Annotated in this window: 15 protein-coding genes; 10 read left to right on the forward strand and 5 right to left on the reverse strand. The window is 57.2% G+C overall.

The annotated features are described in order from the left end of the window. Positions 1–54: 54 nt before the first annotated feature. The gene (locus tag MARLIPOL_RS05050) at positions 55–2,001 is read right to left on the reverse strand and encodes a CASTOR/POLLUX-related putative ion channel (protein WP_012137014.1); all 1,947 of its coding nucleotides are present in this window, start codon (positions 1,999–2,001) and stop codon (positions 55–57) included. A gap of 74 nt (positions 2,002–2,075) precedes the next feature. On the opposite strand from MARLIPOL_RS05050, the gene MARLIPOL_RS05055 reads away from it, so the two are divergent. Beyond that, complete coding sequence (locus MARLIPOL_RS05055; protein WP_012137015.1) at positions 2,076–3,320, forward strand: hypothetical protein; 1,245 nt, start codon at positions 2,076–2,078, stop codon at positions 3,318–3,320. Positions 3,321–3,336: 16 nt separating this feature from the next. Here MARLIPOL_RS05055 and dauA read toward each other — a convergent pair whose 3' ends face one another. Next, the gene (gene dauA, locus MARLIPOL_RS05060; protein WP_012137016.1) at positions 3,337–5,070 is read right to left on the reverse strand and encodes a C4-dicarboxylic acid transporter DauA; all 1,734 of its coding nucleotides are present in this window, start codon (positions 5,068–5,070) and stop codon (positions 3,337–3,339) included. 129 nt (positions 5,071–5,199) lie between these two features. Between dauA and MARLIPOL_RS05065 the strand changes: the two genes are divergently transcribed. Next, positions 5,200–5,376, forward strand: a complete 177-nt coding sequence (locus MARLIPOL_RS05065) for a hypothetical protein (protein WP_012137017.1) — start codon at positions 5,200–5,202, stop codon at positions 5,374–5,376. 121 nt (positions 5,377–5,497) lie between these two features. Then, complete coding sequence (locus MARLIPOL_RS05070) at positions 5,498–6,403, forward strand: ChaN family lipoprotein (RefSeq protein ID WP_012137018.1); 906 nt, start codon at positions 5,498–5,500, stop codon at positions 6,401–6,403. 6 nt (positions 6,404–6,409) lie between these two features. Here the strand turns inward: MARLIPOL_RS05070 and MARLIPOL_RS05075 are convergent, their stop codons facing one another. The 3 genes from MARLIPOL_RS05075 to MARLIPOL_RS05085 all read right to left on the reverse strand — a co-directional run bounded on the left by MARLIPOL_RS05075 (position 6,410) and on the right by MARLIPOL_RS05085 (position 8,979). Beyond that, entirely contained in the window at positions 6,410–7,261 is an 852-nt protein-coding gene (locus MARLIPOL_RS05075; RefSeq protein WP_012137019.1) for a DMT family transporter, read from the reverse strand. 98 nt (positions 7,262–7,359) lie between these two features. Next, positions 7,360–7,875, reverse strand: a complete 516-nt coding sequence (locus MARLIPOL_RS05080; RefSeq protein WP_012137020.1) for a macro domain-containing protein — start codon at positions 7,873–7,875, stop codon at positions 7,360–7,362. Between the two features lie 36 nt (positions 7,876–7,911). Continuing rightward, on the reverse strand, positions 7,912–8,979 hold the full coding sequence (locus MARLIPOL_RS05085; RefSeq protein WP_012137021.1) for a beta-N-acetylglucosaminidase domain-containing protein: 1,068 nt from the start codon (positions 8,977–8,979) through the stop codon (positions 7,912–7,914). 125 nt (positions 8,980–9,104) lie between these two features. Here MARLIPOL_RS05085 and MARLIPOL_RS05090 point away from each other — a divergent pair, with 125 nt between their 5' ends. From MARLIPOL_RS05090 to MARLIPOL_RS05120, 7 genes are all read left to right on the forward strand, one after another. After that, positions 9,105–10,148, forward strand: coding sequence for an acyltransferase family protein (locus MARLIPOL_RS05090; protein WP_012137022.1), 1,044 nt, complete (start codon positions 9,105–9,107; stop codon positions 10,146–10,148). 134 nt (positions 10,149–10,282) lie between these two features. Next, positions 10,283–11,368 (forward strand): TRAP transporter substrate-binding protein, encoded by a 1,086-nt coding sequence (locus tag MARLIPOL_RS05095; protein WP_012137023.1) that lies wholly within the window; start codon positions 10,283–10,285, stop codon positions 11,366–11,368. Positions 11,369–11,473: 105 nt separating this feature from the next. Continuing rightward, positions 11,474–12,019, forward strand: a complete 546-nt coding sequence (locus MARLIPOL_RS05100; RefSeq protein ID WP_012137024.1) for a TRAP transporter small permease subunit — start codon at positions 11,474–11,476, stop codon at positions 12,017–12,019. Beyond that, positions 12,016–13,311: a TRAP transporter large permease gene (locus MARLIPOL_RS05105; RefSeq protein WP_012137025.1), complete on the forward strand. Its 1,296-nt coding sequence runs from the start codon at positions 12,016–12,018 to the stop codon at positions 13,309–13,311. Before MARLIPOL_RS05100 ends, MARLIPOL_RS05105 begins: the two co-directional genes overlap by 4 nt. 168 nt (positions 13,312–13,479) lie before the next feature. Further along, a complete protein-coding gene (locus tag MARLIPOL_RS05110; protein ID WP_012137026.1) occupies positions 13,480–14,799 on the forward strand; it encodes an SAM-dependent methyltransferase in 1,320 nt (439 codons plus the stop codon). Further along, positions 14,799–15,938, forward strand: a complete 1,140-nt coding sequence (locus MARLIPOL_RS05115; protein ID WP_012137027.1) for an NAD(P)/FAD-dependent oxidoreductase — start codon at positions 14,799–14,801, stop codon at positions 15,936–15,938. Before MARLIPOL_RS05110 ends, MARLIPOL_RS05115 begins: the two co-directional genes overlap by 1 nt. A gap of 352 nt (positions 15,939–16,290) precedes the next feature. Next, entirely contained in the window at positions 16,291–17,499 is a 1,209-nt protein-coding gene (locus MARLIPOL_RS05120; RefSeq protein WP_012137028.1) for an alginate export family protein, read from the forward strand. Positions 17,500–17,630 lie beyond the last annotated feature (131 nt).

A 17,630-nucleotide genomic window follows, 5' to 3' on the forward strand; every position in this document is an offset into this window, starting at 1 on the left:
GACAACCTGAATAAACACACCCATGCTCGCTCCCGCCCCCTCGGCCATCCAACGTCAGGTATTTGCCATCACAACCAATTGGTCATCCGGCTGAAGGTCCAGACAACGTTTACGCGGTGGATTTAATTCCAGACGCCTGCCTCCATCGTCCGTGCGATGCCGAAACACCCCCAACGCCAATTCCCCTCTCTCAGCCAGGATTCTCTCCAGCAGATGGAAATCGACACTCGCGGGCAAAGGGTAGTCCCGGGGATCACGGAACTGGATTTCCGCTCCACCTACGGTAAACAATTCATCCAACACCACCCGCAACTCCCGCCGCAAGGCGACCTGCGCCAGGACGTGGCTGAGAATCATCGGGCTGATCATCATCTCACTCCGATGACCACTTAACAGATGGCGATTGTCCGGGTCACTCAGCTCCATGATCAGCTGGGGTCTGCGGTTGGCCCCGGCGAGGATATCTTCCAGCTGAAGATACCCCACCATGGCCCGGGCATCGGCCTCCTCACCCGACGCCAAACGGTCACTGCTCAGCAGTATAACGGTGTCATAATCGACAGGGCGGACCTTGCGCAATTCATCTTCGACCATATAATCCGCCTCAATATGCCGACAAGAGACTTCGCGGTAATCCTGTAGGTACCTGGCTATATCCCGCTCCCTCTCTGTCGCCGACACCACAGAGACAATATCCACAGTGAACGGCTGCCCCACGTAACTGGCAAACTCGGCAATCAGGCTGGGTACCCGGCGATTCCACCCCAACACGAGGACTTTCCGCGGGCGGTCAGTGGTCTTGCGGAGATACCGGCCTGGCTCTCCCCGAGCGATTGCTGGCAAGGGCGCGAGCTTGGAGTTGGCTTCGGTTTCCGAGTAGTCACGAGCCAGCATGATGACCCGGTCCGCCATCTCAATCGGAGTAACCGAAGGCGCAATCAGGCGCACATCCCAGCGGTTCCCTTTCGGCTTCAGTATCCCCAGGATAATGGCCAGAGGGCGTTGAGCCGCAAGCTCTCCCAGCGTCATGCCAGCAACGGATTCACCGCCCCGCACATAGATTTCATTGCCTTCGCCAGCAGTCAGGAGCTCATTGTAGATTCCGGATAATCCCGGGTGCAGGATATTCTGTACCATTAGCCGGCTGATGGTGGCATCGCCGCCCACCACTTCCACTTCTCCGGGGTAGGCCCGCTCTATCACCGGATGCTTGCGGATATCCTGTATTTCCGCCACCACGTATGGGAGTGGTGCATTCAGATGCCTGGCCTGGGCCGCAATAGACAGCATGGCCTTGACTGTCTCTATATCCGATGTCACCAGGGTTCCCGCTTCATGGGCAATACTGGGAACGATCACCGCCGCGGCATCCAGGCAGGCTACCCGCTGCAACGCATCCGGCTGGATTGCCAGACCGGAACGGAGAATAACCTGACGAGCCTTGCGACCAATACCCGGCTCACTGCGCAGCTCGTGGACCTGCACTGCAGAGGCATTCTGAGACAACACCACCAGATTCAACCGTTGGGTATCATGCTTCTCGAGGAATCGGCGCATGCGACCACTGGATCCCAGAAGTTCCGACAGCAGTGGCAAGGTCTGACTGGACCAACCCAGGACCACGATGTGATTTTTCAGGGTGACAGGCGTCAGTCCGCGCTCCAGATCAGCCATCTTGGCGATCAACCAGCGGGTGAGGATTGCCACCAACGTACCCATGAAAACCACGTAGCCGCTGATGGTCAGCAGTGTGGACACGAACCGCTGCCAGGTGCCGACATCGTCCCCAAGGTACCCCGGGTCGGTCAGACGCAGGAATGCCCACCAGATAGCCGAACCGGTATCGTCAAAGGCACCGTCCTGAGGCACCACCAGCAATCCACCAATCAATGAGATCAGGCCAATGAACACACCCACCACCAGCAGCTGAAATCCCGCCCCCTTTACCAACTGACGTTCTACAATAAATTTAATTCGATCAATAATGCGGAATGGCAGCATGTGGCTTCCTTTTGCCCCTCGATGCAAAACACCCGTAGCATAGCGCAATAAAGCTGAAGAAGGTCCCGAAGAGCATGAAGCGGCCCCTGATCCCCACCGGCATCGTTCTTGGCATCACCCTGATACTCTCGGGCGCCCTGGCTCCCAACGCTTTCCCCAGCAATGCTCACTTTCCCCAGCCCTGGCGGCAGGACGCAGTGGTTCAGGGACGGGATGAGACCTACAACACCGAACGCTTCCTCCATGAACTGACATTTGATCACCTGCAGATACCCCCTGGCGTCACGGATAATGGCATCAGAGGAACCGGGGGCAGTGTCAGCAGCCGGCGCCTGTATCTGGACTTCCGTTTCCGCAACGACTTCGGGTTTAACCACGATCGGCAAGGGTTCCTGCTCGATATCCAGCGCGGCGAGGACCTGGACGGCGCCTATCAACGCCAACTGGTGGGCTTCCGGCATAACCTGACGGACCGCACGGAGCTGTGGATTCAGGGGGACGTGTTCTCCGATAAATCGGAGTCTGACGTCTATTTCAGTGCCCGCCGACACCTGAACGGGAACAGCTGGATCCATGGCAGCTGGATCCTGCCCGACACCTATTTCAATGACAAAACCGATACCGACGACGAGTTCATTCGCAAGCCCCAGAGCTTTTTCCTGCAATGGTATCAGGCACACGAAGCGACACACCCGACCCTAGGCACCACAGCCTCCCTCACGGTGTCACCAACGTCCGAGTTCCTGAGCCGAACCGAAAACCTGCAAGTGGAAAACGAATCCCTCAAGGCGGCGCTGACCCATCGCTTCCGTCAGCAGAGCTGGCACTGGCACTTCGAAATCAGTGGCGAACGTACCCGGCGGCAGTACCGTCTGTTCGGGGTGGATGAGTCGGCTTCATCCGCCTTCTCCCGTGACCAGATCAAGCTGGCTACCCGCGTGACCGACACCGGCAGGCGTTACCATCCCTATCTCGGTCTGTACTACCTGGATCTTGACGAAGAGGGGTACTTTGGCCGGGCGCTGGACGATGTTGGATTCACCCGGCGCCGGGAACACACAATCTATGGCGGTTTATCCCTTCCACTATCGGCCCGGACAACATTAACACCCGGACTCTACCTGAGCCTTCCTGATATTCGTCAGACCTTTGCCGAAAACCGCGACCGCCGACATCACAGTTTCACCGGCAAGCTTGCGTTGCCATTCAAAACCATCATTTCCGAACGGGACCACGCCATACTGACCCTGAACCCGACATTCTACCTGCACAAGTTCGGGTTCGGCGGAGGAAACTTGCAATTGCACTGGCCAATGTAAGAGCGCTCGGGAAGTACTACTGGCTGGCCCGGACCCTGACCTCCGTCAGGGCGGCGTCCAGGGAAGAGTAAAAACTGCTGACCCCCTCAACAGGCTCCACACCTGCCCGCGCCAGGGTTTTCAGCGGCTGGAACTGGAGGTCGGCGATGACAATTCGGGTGCCTTCCGCCCGGCAAATCTCAACCAGCTTGTTCAGGGCCGACAACCCGCCAGCGTCCAGAACCGTTACCCCATCCATGTAGAGAATGAAGCCCCGGGCATTACGGGAGAGTCCGGCCAGTTCGCCAAAGACACGATCAGCCGCAGCGAAGAACAGCGGGCCATTGATCTTGAAGACCTGCCAGCCCTCAGGAAGCCCGGCGCTCACTATGCGCGGGTTACCGGTGATATCCGTGACTCTGGTCATCTGAGCCATTTCCCGCATGAACAGGACAGCCGCCAGCAGGATACCGGTGGTAATGGCGATCACCATATCCAATGCAACCGTCAGGGAAAAACAGGTGAGAAAGACCAGAACATCACTCTTTGGAGCAGTTTTCAGCAGGTGAACCGATTTCGGCGCTTCACTCATGTTCCAGGCCACCATGATCAACAACGACGCCATAGCCGCCATCGGCAGATACGCCAACAACGGGGAAAGATAGACCAGCGCCAGCAACACCACCGCGGCATGAATCATCGCTGCCACCGGCGACTCCGCTCCGGCCTTGTAGTTGGCAGCAGAACGGGCAATGGCAGCCGTTGCCGTAATCCCCCCAAAGAAAGGTGTGACAATGTTGCCTATGCCCTGCCCAAGCAATTCGCTGTTGGCACTGTGGCGTTTTCCGGTCATGCCATCGAGTACCACCGCGCACAACAGGGATTCAATGGCGCCGAGCATGGCGATTGCAAACGCCGCTGGCAGCAGCTCTTGCACCATGGACCAACTGATTCCCAGCGGATTGCCATCAACATCCGGACGTTGCCAGGGCCAGGCAAACTCTGGCAGGAAGGGAGGGATTCCGCTTCCCGCTGCACCATCAGGCATCAGATAGCTGAATCGGGAACCGATCGTGTCAATGTCGGCACCGTTAGCATTCAGGAATACCGCCAGCAGACTGCCAAGCAGAACTGCAGGGAGATGTGGCGGGATAGGCGTTTTCAAGCGCGGCCAAAGCAGCATAATAGCCAGTGTTATGGCGGCTACCAATGTACTCATGACATCCAGGCCCGGCAGCGCCTGGGCGAGCGCAGCGATTTTATCCCAGTAATGCTCGGGCATGGTTTCAATGCTCAGCCCGAAAAAGTCCTTTACCTGCAGGGTTGCGATGACCACGGCGATACCGCCGGTAAATCCCAGCGTAACCGATTCCGGAATGTATTCAATAAACCGTCCCAGGCGCATAAACGCCATGATCACCAGCAGCACACCGGACATCAGGGTCGCCAGCAGCAGACCACCCAGGCCGTGGGATTGCGCAATGGGATAAAGGATGACAACGAACGCGGCGGTCGGACCGGAGATGCTGAACCGGCTACCGCCCAACAGGGCGATCAGAAAACCGGCGATGAACGCGGTATAGAGTCCATATTGGGGCGGAACACCGCTGGCGATGGCCAATGCCATGGCCAGCGGGATTGCGATAATACCCACCGTCAGACCGGCCATCACATCCCGAGAGAAGCGCCGGCCCGTGTATGGTTCATCGAGGCAGGCTTCGCGGAAGCCGTGGGCCAGTCGCAGGGAAAACAGGTGGGCGCGGTGCGGCATAGACGTTCTCAATTATTGAATCAGCACTGCTTGCATTATATTCTCATCAGAACATCATTCAATGTTAACCTGATTAACATATGGTGTGCGCAATTTCAGCCAACAACTGCAAGAGCATGATGAATAACCATGGAAAACCGTACAGCCCGCCTGACCCTGCTGATAGACCCCCAAAAGAAAGCCGCCTTTGAAGCTCTGTGCAAAGAAGAGGATGTCACACCATCACAAAAAGTCCGGCAGTTTATTCGCGATTACGTGGAAGCAAGGCTTGGTGAAAATTGGCGAGAAAACCCACCAAAAAGCTGACAACCGAATGAGTTTCGTGGTCGTATAGTGAATCATGAATGCCTTGTCCCTTACCGCGCTACTGCTTACATACCTGCTCCTCGCGGGATGTACTTCCCTGCCCAACCATCAAACGCAGGTAATGCCACCGAATACGCAATACGATGCCGTCATAGCAGACAATAAAGGATCGCTACTCTCCATCAACCAGCTGGCCAGCCGGTTGCGTTCCGCCGACGTGATTGTCATCGGCGAATACCATGGCCACCATGGCGCTCACCTGCTGCAATCGTTGCTCCAGTCCGCGCTATACCAGCAGCGCCCGCAACAGGTGCTGACCATGGAACAGTTCACCCTGGACCACCAGCAGGAACTGGATCGCTATCTGGCCGGACTGTCCGGAGAGTCCGAGCTGATTGCCGATGCCCAGGCCTGGTCGAACTACCAGGCCTCCTATCGCCCCCTGGTGGAGTTTTCCAGGTCCAGGAACATTCCGGTCATTGCCGCCAACGCTCCCGCCGATACCGTTCGCTGTGTCGGACGCAAAGGAGAGGTTTACCTGGATTCCCTGGAATTAGCTGAGCGCAACCAGTTACCAGAGTCACCGTTCATAGACACCCCTGCTTACCGGAAGAAATTCTTTGACGCCCTGGGGAAAAACCACAGCCCCGGCACCGATGCCCGCTTTGAAAACAGCTACAAGGCCCAGCTCCTGCGGGATAACACCATGGCTAATCAGGCAATCAGGGCAATGCAGGACTACCCCGGTCACCAGGTAATTCACCTGACGGGCACGTTCCACGCTGAGAATCACCTGGGCATGGTGGCCGTACTGGAGAAGAAACGCCCCGATTTGTCCGTGGCCGTTATCAGTCCGGCGTTCTGGCAGCCCGGGGATGACTTCCAGGGCCTGGTCGAAGCCCATCGGCGGAAAGGGGATTTCCTGTACTTCCTGCAACCCCTGCCGCAGGAATACACAGACAACGAACGCCATCGGAATGCCATTATGGAGCAGTTCCGCCAGGCCGCCGATATCGCCTGTGACTGACCCGGCTCAGGCCGGCTTTCTGTTTCCAGCCAGGATCACAATGGCAATACCACCCAAAATGGCCGCTCCGGCCACCACCAGCCGCAGGGTGAGGGGTTCGTTCAACAGCAGTACGCCGCCCAAAGCGGCAATCACCGGTACACTGAGCTGCACGGTGGCTGCCGATGTTGCCCGCAATAACGGCAAAGCCATGTACCAGATGGCATAGCCCATCCCTGACGTAATGGCTCCGGAGGCTACCGCGTAAAGGAATCCGGCGGCATCCATTTCCATACGGGAAAGCATGGCTGTACTCAGAACCAGCGCCAATGGTACCGAGCGGATAAAATTGCCGGTTGTAACTGCCGTCGGTTCCCCCGCCCCCTTCGCCCGAAGGGAATAGATGCCCCAGGAGACACCCGCGAGAATCATCAACACCGCACTGCCAACGGGCGGCGCGGATAACCCCGGAAGCAGCAAGCCAATCAGCCCTGTAAACGCCACGACGAAACCCGCCCATTGCACCCCGTTGGGGCGATTGCCGTGCCAGATACCAATACCAATCATGGTTGCCTGCACCGCGCCAAACAGCAGCAAGGCCCCCATGGCTGCCGACACCCCACCATAGGCAAAGGAAAACGTGGCCGCGTAGGCAAACAGCGCCACAGCGGATCCCCAGGAACCATATCTGAGGGGTTGCCGATTACCACGAAGTGCCAACAGCAGCCAGAGCATCAGGGCTCCGGAAACCAGACGCACCGACGTAAAACTCGCGGCATCGATGTCGGTGTCCCGCAACGCGGCACGACACAGCAGCGAGTTTCCGGCAAAAGCGATCATCGCAAGGGCGGTTAATACAAACACACGAAGCTGGACCACAAGCACAATCCCCAAGTTTCTATATTGTTGTTATGGCAGGAGTGTACGCGCCCCAAGCGGTCCAACGTACCGTTCGATAGTCGCGTCCGGGCTTGAATTTACGTACGATCCAGAATCGCCTGACACACTCGCAGGTCATCGTCGCTGAACAGGACCAGGCGCAACCTGCGCAACCGGGGACAGGCGGGCGATGCTTCACGAAGGGTTTGCACAGCAATGCCCAACGCGTCCTCCAGCGGGTAACCGAACACCCCCGTGGAAATGGCGGGGAACGCCACGGACTCCAGCTCCTCCTGTTTCGCCAGTTTCAGTGCATTCCGGTAGCAACCTGCCAACAACTGGTCTGACGGATTATCCACACCATAAACCGGCCCAAGACAATGAATAATATAGGAATTTGGCATGTCATGGGCGGCTGTGATCACCGCTTCACCGGGTTTGATAGGCGCCTTGGCGCGACACTCTTCCGCCAACCCTGGCCCGGCCGCAGCGTGAATGGCCCCGGCAACGCCACCACCAGGCATAAGCTGGGCATTGGCGGCGTTAACCACCGCATCCATGTCAGGTTGATGGGCAATGTTGCCCTGTATACATTCAATGGTGACATCAGTCATCGTTGCTCTCCTTTCCTGCCATGCTGCCCCCCGCCGTTACTGAGTCTGCACCATTTCATCCGTGACCTGATATTCACCCGATAACCAACGGACAATTTCCTCGGCACCGGCGTGGGAATAGCCCCGGTATTTGTCCAGCAATGACTGTTTTTTATCATCGCTGATCCGATGCAGGCCAGCATCCTGCAGGACCAGCAGATCCGCCATGACCTTGGCAGCGAGGTCGATGCCCAGGACTTCCCGCGCGGCATGATGAAAAGCCTGGCCGTACTGGTAACCCGGCCCCTGCCGATAGCTTTCTGCCAGGGTAATGGCGGGAATAGCGGTCAGCGTTGGCTGCAATGCCGGGTTGATGGCATGCCCTGCCAGATAGGCGGCATTGGCCGCGGGGCGACCGGTAAAGCCCCTGAGGTGCAGATGCCGGGACATACGGTCACCGTCATTGACCGGGTAGTTGTCCCACAACAAAGGCTTACGACCAAGGGCTTTGCTGATTCGCTTGAGATGCCCCGTCGATACCTCCCGCGAGCAGACCTCTTCCCCGGTCCAAAACACCCGGATAGCGGGGTCCAGCCTCTCGCCGAGATTAGTCAGATAATCACTGGGCCGCTCCCCGAACACCCGGTCCAGCACCGGGTCATCGGAATAGTAGCTGGGGCAGATTGTCAGTTGTTCCGCGTGGGTCCGGTCGCGTATCCAGTGCACAATGTCCACCTGCCGGGCAGCCAGGTCCGGGGTGTCACTGCGCATATCATCAAACAGGATCGCCAGCTCCTGCACACCAATTTCATCCAGGAACGCCAGCTTCGTTATCAGTGCCTGCCGCGCAGCATCGTTGAAGTCGTTAAACACTTCAAACGGGCTCAAACCAACGCCGAAGCGTACCCCATGCCGTCGACAGAAACGGGCAAAGTCCGCCAATCCGACCGCCGCGTCGTGTGGATGAGGTTCATCCCAGCGTCGGCGCAGGAAGATATCCGCCTTGGGCGCATAGAGGTAGAACCGATAACCATGGGGCTCCAGGGCCATTACCAGCTCTTTCCGCTCTTCCCAGCTCCACAGGGGGCCGTAAAAGCCTTCGATAATGCCAAGTTCCGTGCTCATGGTTCCCTCCCGATACAAGCAGGTTAATACATCTTAAGCCCGCAGCAAGATAACGGTATATCTAACTAGTACTGCAATGTGCCAAAGCAGGCTACTATAGCCTGAACCTTCACAGAATCGTGATTATGGCGGAATCCTCACAACGACTAGCTGCGCTTGATGCACTCCGGGGTATCGCAGCCCTGGGCGTGGTGCTGTTTCATTATCTGCCTTATTACGATCAATTGTACGGCCATACGTTCACTCCTCCTGCCATACTGGATTTTGGCCGCTATGGCGTGCACCTGTTCTTTATTCTGAGCGGTTTCGTGATCTTTATGACCCTGGAACGGACCCGGTCTGCAGGCTGGTTCGGGCTGGCCCGGGCCTTTCGATTGATGCCCGCGCTGTGGGCCGGTATCGCCATCACCTTCCTGATGGTCCATGCCCTGGGGCCGGAGGATCGCGCGGTCAGCTTCGGCAGCGCCCTGCTGAACGTCACCCTGCTGCATGAATACCTGGAATTCCCTCACGTCGACGGCGCGTACTGGAGCCTGGTGATTGAAGCCACATTCTATTGCTGGATAACCTTGTTGTTCTATGGCCTGAAGGCGTGGAGCCGTATTCGCATCGCCCTGTGGATCTGGGTGGCGATCAGCTACGCCGCGGTCATCTGGTGGAAAGCCATTCCCGATGCCCTGGACTTCCTGATCAAGGACCTCCTGTTTGTAAAATACGCACCGCTGTTTGTCAGCGGCATGCTGATTTATCGTTGGCACCAGCACGGCCGGCCCACAGCCCTGGACGGCCTCCTGCTCGCGCTCGCCATCGGCCATGCGATAGTGGCGTATAAAGCGCCGTTCAACGTCTTTGTGCTGGGTTGTTACGGAGTATTCGTACTGGCGGTGGCGGGCTATCTCAACCTACTGGCTAACCGCACCATGCTCTGGCTCGGCAGCCTGTCCTACGCCCTCTACCTGGTTCACCAGAACATCGGCTACGGCGTGATCGCCTGGAGTTATGACGCCGGTGTTCCCGGCTGGATCGGTGTCTGCCTGGCCCTCTCGCTGGCGCTGGCAATCGCCTCCGCCATCCACTACACCATCGAGAAACCAGCACTGGGGTGGTTCCGGAAAATCCGGAACAAACCCGCGAAACACCTCGAAATCCCCCTACGACCTATGTCTTAGAGAACCGGTATTTTCTTTCCGTTTCCCCACATTTACTGCTACTTTGGACTAGGATAAAGGGTTGTTAATCCCAAACGGATAACGCTCCCGACACACCCACAAAGACAATAATCACATCAGAGGATAGAAGAGCAATGAAGATCCGTTCTGTTCTTTCCGCAACTGTGCTGGCAGTCGCAACTACCCTTGCCTCCGCACAGGCGCTTGCCCAGGAAACCTTCACGCTGAAGATGGCCGAAACGTGGGGTCCCAACTTTCCGATCTTTGGTGAAGCCACCAAGAGCATGGCCGAAATGGCCGAGAAGATGTCCAATGGCCGACTGAAGATTCGCATCGATTCCGCCAACAAGCACAAGGCGCCCTTCGGTGTCTTCGATATGGTCAAGGCCGGCCAGTATGACATGGGTCACTCCGCCTCTTACTACTGGAAAGGCAAAGTACCCAATACCCTGTTCTTTACCAGCATGCCCTTTGGCATGACGGCACTGGAGCAGTACGCCTGGTTCTACTACGGCGACGGCATGGACCTCATGCAGGAAGTGTATGAACCGCACAACATGCTGTCTTTCCCAGGCGGTAACACCGGCGTACAGATGGGCGGCTGGTTCCGTAAGGAAATCAAATCGCTGGAGGATCTGGAAGGCCTGAAAATGCGCATTCCCGGCTTCGCTGGCGAGGTCTTTGCCGAAGTGGGCGTCAACCCGACCAACATTGCACCGGGCGAGCTGTATACGGCGCTTGAGCGCAACACCATTGACGCGACTGAGTGGGTAGGCCCTGCATTGGATCTCCGCCTTGGTTTCCAGCAGATCGCCGACTACTACTATACCGGCTGGCATGAGCCCGCGACCGAATTGCAGTTCCTGGTCAACAAGCGGGTCTGGGAAAAGCTGCCAGCGGATCTCCAGGAGATTCTGCGGGTTTCCATGCGCACCGCCGCGTACGACATGCTGATCCAATCCCAGCATGAAAACGCCAAGGCCTGGGCCAGCATCAAGAAAGAGCATCCGAACGTCCAGATCAAGACCTTCCCGGACGACGTGTTCCAAGCTATGTACGCGGCCAACAAGAAGCTTCTGAAGGAAGCCGCTGGCAACGACGAACTGGCTGGTCGCATTGTGAAATCCCTGGAAAGCTACCAGGAGGATTCCAGGGCATACACCAACATTGCGGATCGCGCCTACCTGAATACAATGGCTGAAGTCGAAGGCGACGAATAAACCATCATGATCTAACGGAGCCGGGATCGCTCATACAAGTGATCCCGGTTTTGTTATTTGTAGCAAACGAAAAATGCCGCTCACAAGGCCGGCAGAGGAAAAGTAATGCGCTGGATTATCAAACTGGATGACGGCTTGGCGAAGCTGTCTACCCTTTGCGGATGGGTTGCCTGTGTCGCGCTTATCCTGATGACGTTGAACGTGTTCTACGACGTCGTCGCACGCTACGTGTTCCGGGATGTTTCCATTGGCATGCAGGAGATGGAGTGGCACCTCTATTCTGTAGTGTTTCTGCTAGGCATCCCATATGCGCTAAGAACCGACGGTCATGTTCGTGTAGACGTTTTCTACACCCATTGGAGCGACCGCACCAAAGCCTGGATCAATCTGCTGGGCGCACTGATATTCGTGATGCCTTTCGCCTACCTGATCGGCACATACGGCTACAGCTTCGCGGTTGATTCATTCCAGATGGGAGAAGGTAGCGGCGATCCCGGAGGATTGCCACACCGATGGATCATCAAATCCCTCATTCCCTTCAGTGCCTTTTTCATCGCCACCTCCGGTCTCGGCATGGCTACCCATGCACTCCGTGTCATGTCCGGTGAGAAAACCTACGAAGAAAAGCACAGCGCGGAGGGCCTGGCATGATCGGTATGGTTATGTTTGGCGTCGCCTTGCTGATGCTGATGCTGGGATTCCCGGTGGCCTTTACCTTTGGCGGGGTTGCTCTGTTCTTCGGTGTCTTTGCTGAAGGCATGGATCTGTTTGCGTTTATGCCTTATCGCATAATGAGCGTGATGCAAAACACCACCCTGATGGCGGTTCCCCTGTTTATCTTTATGGGTGTAGTTCTGCAGCGTACCCGGCTGGCCGAACAACTGCTGACCTCCATGGGACGCCTGTTCGGCGGCCTGCCAGGAGGTCTGGCCATTTCCACCATCCTGGTGGGCGCATTGCTGGCAGCCTCAACAGGCGTTGTCGGCGCCAGCGTGGTCGCCATGGGCCTGATTTCCCTCCCGGTCATGCTCGCCCACAAGTACGACAAACGCCTCGCCACTGGCACTATCTGTGCCGCCGGTACCCTCGGGCAAATCGTGCCCCCCTCGATCATCCTGATCATTCTGGGTGATGTACTTGGCCTACCGGTGGGCGACCTGTTCAAGGCCGCAGTGATTCCGGGCGTGGTGCTTATTGGCCTGTACATTGTGTACATCCTGATCATGACCCGGCTCAAACCCGAAACTGCCCCGGCCATGCCGGACGACAGCGGCCTTTCCCGTAAACAGGAAATCGTGACGGCCTTGCTGGCAATCATTCCACCACTGGCCCTGATCGTGGTCGTTCTGGGTTCCATCTTCAGTGGTATCGCGACACCGACCGAGTCGTCAGCGCTGGGTGGTGTCGGCGCTGTTGTCCTGGCGCTGATCTATCGACAATTCTCGTTCCAGATGGTCTGGGATGCCGCCCGGGATACCGTCAAGGTGACCGCCATGGTGTTCGCCATCCTGATCGGCGCGACGGCCTTCTCCATGGTATTCAGCTACACCGGTGGCGATTACCTGCTGGAAGAGTGGATGTTGCAGCTGCCCGGTGAGAAATGGGGCTTTATCATCCTCGCCATGCTGGTGATCCTGGTACTGGGCTTCTTCATCGACTTTGTGGAGATTTCCTTCATTATCGTGCCGATCCTGGCGCCGGTGGCGGAGGCCATGGGCATCAACATGCTGTGGTTTGCCATCCTGATCGCCATGAACCTGCAAACCAGTTTCCTGACGCCCCCGTTCGGTTTCTCATTGTTCTACCTGAAGGGGGTCGCTCCACCCAACGTGCAGACAACAGATATCTACAAAGGGGTTCTTCCTTTTATTCTGCTGCAGATGCTGGTGCTTGCACTCATTGTGATTTTCCCGGAATGGTTCGGGATGAGCTCTTCCTACTGACCCCAACCAGGGCCGGAGCCACTCTCCGGCCCTGCCCTCTTTTCCTCCCAAGCACCCGAATCACCCGCCCTGTTCACATGAGAATGTTCTTTAGATCGTTTCCACATGACAAAGTCTGATCATTTTCTATACTGAAATTAGACGGTAGCCCAAGGGAGACGAGAATTCATGACTCAGAGCACTGCCCGGAAAACGGACGATTCCAGACCCCAGAACGACCAGAAAGCACACGTTCTGAAGCTCCCCCTGGAGAACCTCCAGGTTGATCGTGAACCTCATTCCTACGAAATCTGGCTGGTTTCCAAACTGATGCGGATGGCCGGCTCGCCCCCGGTCCGCTTCAGACTCTGGAATGACGAGGTCATTGAACCTGACAGCGGCGAGGCCCGCTTTACGATTCATCTGACCGACCCCAAGGCCCTGGTTTCCCTGGTAACCAATCCCAACCTGGCGTTTGGCGACCTGTACAGTTCCGGCCGTCTTGTCGTTGAGGGCGACCTCCCGGATCTTATGGAAGCACTCTATCGCTCGGTACACCAGGCCCGTCAGCGTTGGCCAAAATGGCTGGACGCCCTGTGGCGCAACCATAACCCCCGCCCAACCGGCATTTCAGACGCCAAGGAAAATATCCACCACCACTATGACCTGGGCAATGAGTTCTACCGATTGTGGCTGGACGAAGCCGAGATGCAGTACACCTGCGCCTATTATGAACGTCCGGACCTTACCCTGGAGCAGGCACAACTGGCCAAGCTCGAGCACGTCTGTCGCAAGCTCCGACTCAAGCCCGGCATGAAGGTCGTGGAAGCCGGCTGCGGCTGGGGCGGTCTCGCCCGCTATATGGCCAGGCACTATGGCGTAGAAGTACACGCCTACAATATTTCAAAAGAACAGCTCGCCTATGCTCGAGCCGAAGCTGAACGCCAGCAACTGGACCACCTGATTGAGTATGTGGAAGACGATTACCGCAACATTCAGGGTCAATACGACGCCTTCGTATCCATTGGCATGTTGGAACACGTTGGAAAGGACAACTACCCGGCACTGTCGGAGCTGATCAAGCGCTCCCTGAAACCGGACGGCATTGCCCTGCTCCACAGCATTGGCCGCAACCGTCCGATGCTAATGAACGCCTGGATCGAAAAAAGAATCTTCCCCGGCGCCTACCCCCCTAGCATTGGCGAATTCATGACCATCTGCGAACAGGGTGATTTCTCCGTTCTGGATGTGGAAAACCTGCGCCTGCACTACGCCCAGACCCTGACCCATTGGATGGAACGGTTTACTGCCTGCGAAGATCCGGTATCCGACATGTACGACGAGCACTTCGTCCGCGCCTGGCGCATGTACCTGGCCGGCTCCATCGCCGCCTTCCGTGCCGGCTCGCTGCAACTCTTTCAGGTTGTATTTACCCACGGCGACAATAACCGCTTGCCACAATGCCGCCAGGACCTTTATACCTCGCCCGCAGCACCGGAGGCCCGTTAATGGATTATTACGACCTGATCATCGTCGGTGCCGGCCCGGCTGGCGCCACCCTCGCTCATTCGCTTCGTGACAGCGGCAAGCGTATTCTTGTTATCGACAAGAAAACCTTTCCGCGTGACAAGACCTGCGCCGGTTGGGTAACCCCGGCGGTGATGGCGAGTCTCGACATTGATGTATCAGACTACGCCAGGGAGCATACCCTGCAGCCCATCCGTCGCTTTCGAATCGGCATGATGGGGCAGCCCGCTGTAGAGAACAATCACGGTGACGTGGTCAGCTACGGCATTCGCCGCTGCGAGTTCGACCATTACCTGCTCAGCCGGGTAACCGCTTCGCGGGAGCTGGGGACTCCGGTCAAATCCATAACCAGAAAAAACGGCAACTGGGTGGTCAATGACACCTGGGAAGCCCCCCTTATTGTTGGCGCAGGTGGCCATTTTTGCCCGGTGGCCAAACTCCTCGGCGATGGCCCCGGTAGCCACGAAACCGTAGTGGCCGCCAAGGAAGTCGAGTTTGAAATGACTCCGGAACAATCCGAGGCTTGCGAGGCCCGGGGAGACACGCCGGAACTCTGGTTCTGCAAAGACCTGAAAGGCTATGCCTGGGTGTTCCGCAAGGGCAATTTCCTGAATATTGGCCTGGGCCGGGAAGACAACCACAAGCTCACCGAACACCTCGAACGGTTTGTGGAGGAAATGAAAGCCAGCGGGCGTATCCCAGCGGATCTGCCAGGACGCTTCAAGGGGCATGCCTATTTGCTGTACGATCACGCGGAGCGCGCCTTGGTGGACGATGGCGTGATGTTGATTGGGGATTCCGCCGGCCTGGCTTACACCCAGAGCGGGGAAGGCATCCGCCCGGCCATCGAATCCGCACTGATCGCAGCCCAGGTGATCCGCGAGGCGGAGGATTATTCCGCCCAGTCGCTGCAGACCTATGGTGAAACCATCGCCCAACGGTTTGGCAACCGTGCTGCAGAGACGGAAAACGGTTGGCATTTACCGGAGTGGATCAAAGCACCACTGGCCAGCACGCTGATGCGCTCACACTGGTTTACCCGCAAGGTTGTGACCGAGAAGTGGTTCCTGCATCAGGAGGTGCCACCACTGGGGTTAACAGGCAGCGCTGTTCACTTTTGAGGCAGGCAACCTGCTGTTTTGCAACAAAAATGCCCACACCATCCTGAGCCAATCTGGATCCATCTAAAAATATCGTGTCCGAACAATTAGTTATCGCAATTATTGAGATGTGGCACGTTCCGTGCGTTGGTCATTACGCCAGTCGGATACTATTCACTGCATAGCTCCGCCACTGGCCCAACGTGCAAAAAGAGCAAAGACGCTTATCACACCGGACAACCCTCCGGCGTGATAGGCGTTTTTTTTGCCCGAAATAACAACAACAGCTGGCGAAAAGATCGACTCATTTGACTCTTGGACCGCGTTAACGATGTGCGACGGCAATTCCATAATGACTCAGGAGTAACACGAAATGACACGCAAGATAATACGACAGACCAGCCTGTTATTAGGCGCCGCCCTGCTCTGTGGCAACGCCCTGGCGGAAAATACCAGTTTCACCAGCGCCTTGAGCGATGGATCCGTCTACGGTGATTTCCGCCTGCGATACGAAAACGTGGATCAGGATAACGCCCTGCAGGATGCGAACGCCCTCACCCTACGTTCACGCCTCGGCTATAAAACTGGCAATTACCATGGACTGTCCGGCGTTCTGGAATTTGAAGATTCACGCGCGATCGCCGGGGTCGACGACTACAACGACACCCAGGGTCGGACACCTGATCATTCCGTGGTCGCCGACCCGGAAACCACCGAAGTCGATCAGGCCTTCGCGCAGTACACCAACGCCGGATTCAGTGGCAGGATCGGTCGCCAGGTCATTACCCTGGATAACCAACGTTTCGTTGGCGCGGTAGGTTGGCGCCAGGACCGGCAGACCTTTGATGCCACCCGCCTCACGTACGCGATCTCAGACCTGACCCTGGACTACGCCTACGTCACCAAGCATAACCGGATATTCGCACAAGGCAGCGACCAGGACGCCAAAGACCACCTGGTGAACGCCAGCTATCAGTCGTCCCTTGGTGTTCTGACAGGTTACGCCTACCTGCTGGAACTGGACAACGTTCCCGACAATAGCCTCGACACCTACGGTTTGCGCTACACCGGCAAGACCGACCTTGACGGGATCGGCGTGCTGTACGAACTGGAGTATGCGACCCAGGAAGCGGACAGCGCCGGCACCGATGCGGACGCTGACTACTATAAGGCGCTCGCCGGGGTACAGGCTGCAGGTGTAACGGTGTCACTGGCTTATGAAGTACTGGGCTCTGACGACGGTAACTACGGTTTCTCCACCCCGCTGGCGACACTCCACGCCTTTAACGGCTGGGCCGATCAATTCCTGGCCACACCCAACAGCGGCCTGAACGATCTGATACTGACCGTCACAGGTACCCTGGCAGGTGGTAAGTGGGTACTTGCCTACCATGACTTCAGCGCCGATGACGATGCCGCCGGAACCGATGATTTCGGCAGCGAAGTCGACGTCGCCTACCATCGCGGTTTTGGCCAGAACTACAGTGCGGGCATCAAGTACGCCGCTTACATGGCAGGCGATGATGCGGCCGGCAAGGTTGACACCAACAAGCTCTGGTTGACCCTGGGCGCCAAGTTCTGAACCCTCCGCCATGGGTTTGCGAGGTGGGTTTGCGTCTCCCGCCTCGCTTTTTTATTTGCGTACGGTTTACCTGTCCAGGCCGGCCCCAACAAAAAAGCCGGGGCAAATGCCCCGGCAATCAATGACGCCAA

Origin of the sequence: Marinobacter lipolyticus SM19 (assembly GCF_000397065.2) — a bacterium.
In the GTDB taxonomy this organism is placed as follows: domain Bacteria; phylum Pseudomonadota; class Gammaproteobacteria; order Pseudomonadales; family Oleiphilaceae; genus Marinobacter; species Marinobacter lipolyticus.

What these genes read in the sequence shown, in the direction of transcription:
- MARLIPOL_RS05080 (WP_012137020.1), bottom strand. Translation starts at nt 7,875, where the DNA reads ATGACTGATGTCACCATTGAATGTATACAGGGCAACATTGCCCATCAA.
- MARLIPOL_RS05090 (WP_012137022.1), top strand. Translation starts at nt 9,105, where the DNA reads ATGGCGGAATCCTCACAACGACTAGCTGCGCTTGATGCACTCCGGGGT.
- MARLIPOL_RS05070 (WP_012137018.1), top strand. Translation starts at nt 5,498, where the DNA reads ATGCCACCGAATACGCAATACGATGCCGTCATAGCAGACAATAAAGGA.
- MARLIPOL_RS05115 (WP_012137027.1), top strand. Translation starts at nt 14,799, where the DNA reads ATGGATTATTACGACCTGATCATCGTCGGTGCCGGCCCGGCTGGCGCC.
- MARLIPOL_RS05050 (WP_012137014.1), bottom strand. Translation starts at nt 2,001, where the DNA reads ATGCTGCCATTCCGCATTATTGATCGAATTAAATTTATTGTAGAACGT.
- MARLIPOL_RS05095 (WP_012137023.1), top strand. Translation starts at nt 10,283, where the DNA reads ATGAAGATCCGTTCTGTTCTTTCCGCAACTGTGCTGGCAGTCGCAACT.
- MARLIPOL_RS05105 (WP_012137025.1), top strand. Translation starts at nt 12,016, where the DNA reads ATGATCGGTATGGTTATGTTTGGCGTCGCCTTGCTGATGCTGATGCTG.
- MARLIPOL_RS05065 (WP_012137017.1), top strand. Translation starts at nt 5,200, where the DNA reads ATGGAAAACCGTACAGCCCGCCTGACCCTGCTGATAGACCCCCAAAAG.
- MARLIPOL_RS05055 (WP_012137015.1), top strand. Translation starts at nt 2,076, where the DNA reads ATGAAGCGGCCCCTGATCCCCACCGGCATCGTTCTTGGCATCACCCTG.
- dauA (WP_012137016.1), bottom strand. Translation starts at nt 5,070, where the DNA reads ATGCCGCACCGCGCCCACCTGTTTTCCCTGCGACTGGCCCACGGCTTC.
- MARLIPOL_RS05085 (WP_012137021.1), bottom strand. Translation starts at nt 8,979, where the DNA reads ATGAGCACGGAACTTGGCATTATCGAAGGCTTTTACGGCCCCCTGTGG.
- MARLIPOL_RS05100 (WP_012137024.1), top strand. Translation starts at nt 11,474, where the DNA reads ATGCGCTGGATTATCAAACTGGATGACGGCTTGGCGAAGCTGTCTACC.
- MARLIPOL_RS05120 (WP_012137028.1), top strand. Translation starts at nt 16,291, where the DNA reads ATGACACGCAAGATAATACGACAGACCAGCCTGTTATTAGGCGCCGCC.
- MARLIPOL_RS05110 (WP_012137026.1), top strand. Translation starts at nt 13,480, where the DNA reads ATGACTCAGAGCACTGCCCGGAAAACGGACGATTCCAGACCCCAGAAC.